Here is a 7,711-nt window from a genome sequence, read left to right on the forward strand (position 1 = left end):
GCAATTTTATTGCTACTCTTCATCATTTTGGTGCTGGTATTCTCTATTCCTGCTGTTCAAACTAAAGTTGGGAACTACATTACTAAGCTTATTAATGACGATTTTAAAACCGATATAAACATTGGCAAAGTTGGACTTCAGTTTAATGGAGATGTAGAGCTAAAAGAAATATTAATTCGAGATTTTAAACAAGATACACTTATAAGTGCTACAGAATTAAATACTTCAATTATAAATTTTAGAAATTTATTTGATGGTACTTTAAATTTTGGAGATATTGATATGGAAGATCTTATCTTTAATGTTATCACATATAAAGGAGAAACAGATACTAATCTTGATGTTTTTGCAGCTAGATTTGATGATGATAATCCAAGAGCCGAAAAAAGCACATTTCTTCTATCTTCAAGCGATGTATCTATTTACAACGGTACATTTAGGTTAATTGACGAGAATAAAGAAATACCAAAAGTACTTGAGTTTAATAAACTAGATATTAATGCAACTAATTTATTAATTGAAGGTAGCGACGTAAGCACTAGAATAAATACACTTTCTTTTTTAGATAGTAGAGGTTTAATTATACAGAACATGTCTACTAACTTTAAGTACACACTTGAAGACATGACTTTTAATGCGCTTAACATTAGAACAAAAAATTCTACACTAAAAGGTGATTTAACTTTTTTATACGATAGGGAAGACTTTAAAGATTTTGAAAATAAAGTAAAACTAGAAGCCTATTTTAGTGATGCTGATATTGCTTTAGATGAATTAAACGTATTCTATAACGAATTTGGTGTTAACCAACGTGCTCGTTTTAACACAGAGATATCCGGTACTTTAAACGATTTAAAACTTAAAAACCTTAAATTAAATACAAGTACAAGTACAAAAATTTATGGAGATATAAATTTTAAAAACCTTTTAAATAGTGAAGATAATAACTTTGCTATGCATGGCAACTTCTCAAATCTCACATCTAATTATAAAGACTTAAAAGGATTGTTGCCTAATGTTTTAGGTGCTTCTATACCATCAATTTTCGATAAACTAGGAGATTTTAATATTAACGGAACAACAAATATTACATCAACAAAAATTAATGCCGAATTAGATATTAATACAGAGTTAGGTTTTATTAAATCGAATTTAAGTATAACAGATGTTAACGATATAGATCATGCTGCTTATAAAGGAAACATTGTTTTCGATAAGTTTAAGATAGGTGCCTTTCTAGAAGATCCAAACCTAGGAGAGATATCGTCTAATTTAGATGTCGATGGTTTAGGATTTAAAAAGGAGAATTTAAGAACAGGAATTAAAGGAGATGTTTTTTCTATAAATTATAACAAATATAATTATCAAAATATTGTTGTAAACGGAGATTACGAGCAAAGTGTTTTTAATGGAAAATTGGTTGCTAACGATGCAAACTTAAAACTCGAATTTAACGGCTTGGCAGATTTATCTACAGATATTAACGCCTTCGATTTTTCGGCAAATGTAGAATACGCCGATTTAAAAAAGTTAAACCTTTATACAAGAGATTCATTGTCGTTTTTTAAAGGAAATGTACAAATGAAAATGAAAGGCACAACATTAGATGATGCCGTTGGAAATATTACTTTCAAAAAAACAAACTATAAAAACGAAACCGACGATTACTATTTTGAAGATTTTGCGATAACATCTACTTTTGAAGGTAAAGAGCATATTATTAATGTTAATTCTCCAGATATAATAGAAGGGAATATGAGAGGTGAATTTCTGTTTAAAGATGTTCCAAATTTATTCGAAAACTCGATTAAAGACATTTATACAAGTAAAGTTCCAAATGCTATTGAAACAGACCAGTTTATAAAATTTAACTTTAAAATCTATAATAAAATTGTAGAGGTATTTTATCCAGATTTAAAACTAGGTAAAAACACCTATGTAAGAGGTCGTGTAGAAACGGACGAAAAAGAGTTTAAATTAACTTTTAAATCGCCTAAAATAGAATGGCTAGATTATTTTGCAAGCGAAATAGAGGTGCAGGTCGATAATAAAAATCCACTTTTTAACACATATGTAGAGATTGATAGCTTAAATACTAATTTTTATAATATTTCAAAATTCAATTTAATTAATGTAACTTTAAATGATACGCTTTATATGCGTAGCGAATTTAAAGGAGGAAGTAATAATACAGACGATTACAACCTTAGTTTTTACCATACCATAAACGAAAAAAACAATTCTGTTGTTGGTTTTAAAACCAGCGAAGTGACCTTTAAAAACAACCTTTGGAAACTTAATGAAGCATCCGATAAGTACAACAAAGTTGAAATAGCTAATGGTTTTAAAGATTTTAATATAGAACAACTCATACTAAGCCATAATAACGAAGAAATAAAACTGGCAGGAATTGTAAAAGATTCTACTTACAAAGATTTAAAACTAAACTTTAAAGATGTCGATTTAACAAAAATAACACCTAGAATAGACAGTTTATCTTTAGCCGGTAATGTAAATGGTAAGTTATATTTTCTTCAAAAAAATGGAAACTATCTTCCAAGTTCTTCAATAACAATAGACGATTTAGAAATTAATGACACATATTTTGGCTCTTTCGATGCTAATATAAAAGGTAACCAATCATTAACTAATTATAGTGTAAAGGCTAAAATTAAAGACGATATAAAAAATTCTTTTGAAGCTGTTGGAGATATCGATGTGTCTTCTAAAAACGCAGCAATAGATGTAGATTTAAAATTCAACGATTTTAATATTAATATACTTTCTCCATTATTAGAGCCCGTTCTAAGCCGAGTTAGAGGTGAAGTTACAGGAAATATAGCAGTTGTTGGTAATTTAAAACAACCTAATTTTAATGGTGCTTTAAAAATAAATAAAGGTGGTTTAAATATATCTTATCTAAATGTAGATCTTGATTTTGCGGATAATTCATCTGTAACTTTAGATAATCAAAACTTTAATTTTAATAAAATAAAATTAACAGATGTAAAATACAAAACCAAAGGAATGTTAAATGGTGTAGTTAGTCATGTTAACTTTGCAAAATGGCGTTTAGACTTAAATCTTGAAACAGACAGACTTTTAGTCTTGGACACTAAAGAAACAGAAGAAGCCTTATATTATGGAACAGGTTTTATTGCTGGAAATGCTAGTATTACTGGTCCAACCGAAGCACTTAGAATTACTGCAGAAGCCGAGACTAAAGAAGGTACAGAGTTTTATATTCCATTAAATGATGTAGAATCTTTTGGAGATAATTCTTTTATTCACTTTTTAACTCCTGAAGAAAAATTAGCAAAATCTGAAGGTAAAATAATAGAAACACAAAACATTTCTGGTTTAGAGCTCTTTTTCGATTTAGATGTTACTCAAGATGCAGTTATAGAAATTGTAATGGATAAAGAGTCTGGTAGTACCATTAGAGGTCGCGGAAATGGTTTTTTAAACTTTAATATTAATACTAATGATAAGTTTAATATGTATGGAGATTTTATTGTTTACGAAGGTGTTTACAATTTTCTTTATGGTGGTATTATAGAAAAGAAGTTTACAGTTAAACCTTATGAAAGTGTAATAGAGTGGAACGGAGATCCTTTAGAAGCAGAATTAAATATATTTGCAATCTATAAAACAAGAACAAATCCGTCTTCATTATTAGATAACCCAATTAATATAACCATTCCAGTAGAATTAGAGATTAATTTAATTGGACAATTAGAGAGACCAGAACCTGAATTTAAATTTGAGTTCCCAAATGCCAGTTCAACAATAAAATCTGAATTAAATTATAGGTTAGATTCTGATACAGATAAAGAAAACCAAGCTTTATATTTATTAACTACTGGAGGATTTAATCGTCAATTACAAGATGTTAATTTTACAGGAACTATTGCAGAACGTATTAATGGACTTATTAATGGGATTTTTACAGATACAGATAATAAAATTAAAATCGGTTTAAATTACGAAGCAGGCCAAAACAATCCAGAGTACAATACAGATGATCGTGTTGGTTTTACATTACAAACTAAAATTACAGATCGTGTACTAATAAATGGTAAAGTAGGAGTACCGGTTGGCGGCGCTGGAGACTCTGTAATTGCAGGAGATGTACAAATAGACTTCTTATTAAATGAGGAAGGTACACTTACCGCTACAGTATTTAATAGAGAGAATAGTATTAGAAATTTTGGAGAAGAAATAGGTTACACACAAGGTCTTGGTATTGCTTATTCTGTAGATTTTGATACGTTTGGAGAACTACTTCGAAAAATATTCACTAAACAAGAAAAAGAAGTTACAGAAGAAGCTCCCGAAGATGAGGCAGCTCCTGAAGAAAAAAATAAGGAGCTTCCAACAGGTTTTGAATTTATAAAGAAGGATTAATCTTCAGTTTAATTTAGCATAAGTATATTTTTTTCGACTAAATTAATTACTTTAAATTAATCGGTTCTATCTGAATCATATAATTCAAAATCACTTCAATAATTCAATTTTCGACAATTTACCAAGTCATAATTCATCATTATTTTAACCTTTTTTCAACAATTTCATTAACTAAAACGTTATAGTAAAATTACGCTTGTTAATTTTTAACAAATTGATAGTATTATATTAATTTACTTTGTTAGCTTAGCTTCAAACAAGGTAAATAAATGTCTAAAACTATAAAAAAAATTGGAGTAATGACCTCTGGAGGAGATGCTCCAGGAATGAATGCGGCAATAAGATCTGTAGCAAGAACTTGCGCTTTTCATAATATAGAATGTGTAGGAATATATCGTGGTTATGAAGGCATGATTGAAGGCGATTTTAAAGAACTTACTGCAAGAAATGTAAAAGGTCTTATTAATAAAGGAGGAACTATTTTAAAATCTGCTAGATCAAAAGAGTTTAGAACATCAGAAGGAAGAAAAAAGGCTTACGATGCTTTAACTGTAAAAGAAATAGATGCATTAGTAACTATTGGAGGAGATGGTACTTTTAATGGAGCGCTAATCTTTAACAAGGAATATAATTTTCCAGTAATTGGAATTCCAGGAACTATAGATAACGATATTTTTGGAACAGCTTACACACTAGGTTATGATACAGCATTAAACACTGTAGTAGAATGTATAGATAAAATTCGTGATACAGCCAGTTCTCACAACAGATTGTTTTTTGTAGAAGTAATGGGCAGAGATGCTGGACACATTGCTTTAAACTGTGGTATTGGAGCAGGAGCAGAAGAGATTTTAATTCCTGAAGAAAATTTAGGTTTAGACCGTTTATTAGAGTCTTTACGTAGAAGTAAAAAATCTGGAAAATCTTCTAGTATTGTAGTTGTAGCTGAAGGCGATAAAATTGGAAAAAATGTTTTCGAATTAAAAGACTATGTCGAAGAGAACATGACAGAATACGAAGTACGTGTCTCTGTTCTTGGTCACATGCAACGTGGTGGAGCGCCATCGTGTTTCGATCGTGTTTTAGCAAGTAGAATGGGAGTAAAAGCTGTAGAAAGTTTAATGGAAGGACAATCTAATTATATGGTTGGTTTATTAAGCGATAAAATAGCATTAACACCTTTAGAAAAAGCCGTAAAAGGTAAATCAGAAGTAAATAAAGAATTAATTCGTGTGTCAGATATAATGACCACATAATAATAGAAATTAGAATTATGTCAAAATTAAAATTAGGAATTAACGGATTTGGTAGAATTGGTCGTATTGTATTTAGAGCGACTGTTAAACGTGACAACGTAGATGTTGTTGCAATAAACGATTTATTAGATGTAGAGCATTTAGCTTATTTATTAAAGTACGATTCTGTACATGGTAGATTTGATGGTACTATTGAAGTAAAAGATGGTAACCTTATTGTAGATGGAAAAACAATTAGAGTAACAGCAGAAAGAGATCCTAAAAACTTAAAGTGGGATGAAGTAGAAACAGATGTTGTTGCAGAGTGTACTGGTATTTTTACAACTTTAGAAACAGCAGATTATCATATTCAAGGTGGTGCTAAAAAAGTAGTTATTTCTGCACCAAGTAAAGATGCTCCAATGTTTGTAATGGGAGTAAACGATAGTAAATTAACTGCAGAGCATACAATTGTGTCTAATGCATCTTGTACTACAAACTGTTTAGCACCATTAGCTAAAGTTATTGAAGATAATTTTGGTATTGAAGAAGCTTTAATGACAACTATTCACGCAGCTACTTCTACACAATTTACTGTAGATGCTCCTTCTCGTAAAAACTACCGTTTAGGTCGTAGTGCAATAAATAATATTATTCCTACTTCTACAGGAGCTGCTAAAGCTGTTGGAAAAGTAATACCAGAATTAGATGGGAAAATTACAGGAATGGCATTTAGAGTTCCAACTGTAGATGTTTCTGTAGTAGATTTAACAGTTAAAACTAAAAAAGCAACGTCTTTAGCAGAAATTAAAGCAGCTATGAAAAAAGCGGCTGAAGGTTCTATGGAAGGTGTTTTAGGCTATACAGAAGATGCTGTAGTATCTCAAGATTTTGTTAGCGAAACTAAAACAAGTGTTTTCGATGCAGATTCTGCTATCGAGTTAAACTCTACATTCTTTAAGTTAGTATCTTGGTATGATAATGAATTTGGGTATTCAAATAAATTAGTAGATTTAGCCGAAAAAGTAAATACTCTTTAAGGTTTTTGTATATTAAATAATATTTAGCGCAATAAAAGACCTTTAAAAGCTTTTATTGCGCTTTTTTATGTCAAACAGATTTTAGCTTTTAAACTCAAAATCTTTTATCTCATTAATTAAACTAATTTTAAATTATGATATTAATAGTTGATAGTGGTTCTACAAAATGCGATTGGATGGCAGTAGACATAAATGGTAATCAATTACTAGAAAAAATTAGAACCAAAGGTTTAAACCCTGCTATTCTTTCTGAAAAAAAACTAAGGAAGACTATTGAAAACAGTAAGGAATTAAAAACCAATAGAGAAAAGGTTAATAATATTTTTTTTATGGAGCAGGTTGTGGTACAGAAAATCCAAAATTAGCTTTAAAAGTGGTTTTACAACAGTTTTTTACAAATGCAACTGTAGAAGTTAACGAAGATACTTTAGCAGCTGTATTTGCAACTGTAAACACTCCAGAAGAAGCTGCAGTAGTATGTATATTAGGTACAGGTTCTAATTGTAGTTATTACGATGGTAAAAAACTAGAACAACGTGTAGATTCTTTAGGTTATAGCTTAATGGATGATGCTTCAGGAAATTATTATGGAAAACAATTAATAAGAGATTATTATTTTAACCATATGCCAGAAGATATTAAAATTGCTTTTGCAGATAAATATAATTTAGAATCAGATTTCATAAAATACAACCTCTATAAGCAGCCAAATCCTAATGCTTATCTAGCCAACTTTGCAGAATTTATGATTTTGAATAAAGATTCAAAATATATAAATAAATTAATAAAAGATGGTATTCGTTTGTTTGCAAATAACATGATTCTTCAATTTAAAGAAGAATTGAAAACAGTTCCTGTTCATTTTGCTGGCTCTATTGCTTATTTCTGTCAAGATGAAATAAAAGAAGTTGCAAAAGAATTAGGTTTCAAAACCGGTAATTTTGAAAGACGACCTATAGAAGGTTTAGTAAAGTTTCATACGAACAAAAGGGGATAGAAACTCTTTATAAAACATAAAAAGCCTCATTA

Annotated in this window: 3 protein-coding genes and 1 pseudogene; all 4 read left to right on the forward strand. The window is 29.7% G+C overall.

The genetic code is table 11. The features are described 5' to 3' along the window. Window positions 1–9: 9 nt before the first annotated feature. The 4 genes and pseudogenes from ASC41_RS12990 (at window position 10) to ASC41_RS13005 (ending at window position 7,679) form a co-directional block, all read left to right on the forward strand. Window positions 10–4,407 (forward strand): translocation/assembly module TamB domain-containing protein, encoded by a 4,398-nt coding sequence (locus tag ASC41_RS12990; protein ID WP_241489671.1) that lies wholly within the window; start codon window positions 10–12, stop codon window positions 4,405–4,407. 269 nt (window positions 4,408–4,676) lie between these two features. Then, a complete protein-coding gene (gene pfkA / locus ASC41_RS12995; RefSeq protein WP_055437067.1) occupies window positions 4,677–5,663 on the forward strand; it encodes a 6-phosphofructokinase in 987 nt (328 codons plus the stop codon). Between the two features lie 17 nt (window positions 5,664–5,680). Next, a complete protein-coding gene (gene gap / locus ASC41_RS13000; protein ID WP_055437068.1) occupies window positions 5,681–6,682 on the forward strand; it encodes a type I glyceraldehyde-3-phosphate dehydrogenase in 1,002 nt (333 codons plus the stop codon). Window positions 6,683–6,816: 134 nt separating this feature from the next. Continuing rightward, window positions 6,817–7,679: pseudogene (locus ASC41_RS13005) on the forward strand (N-acetylglucosamine kinase). The last annotated feature ends 32 nt before the right edge of the window (window positions 7,680–7,711 follow it).

This window comes from Lacinutrix algicola, from assembly GCF_001418085.1.
Classification (GTDB): domain Bacteria; phylum Bacteroidota; class Bacteroidia; order Flavobacteriales; family Flavobacteriaceae; genus Lacinutrix; species Lacinutrix algicola.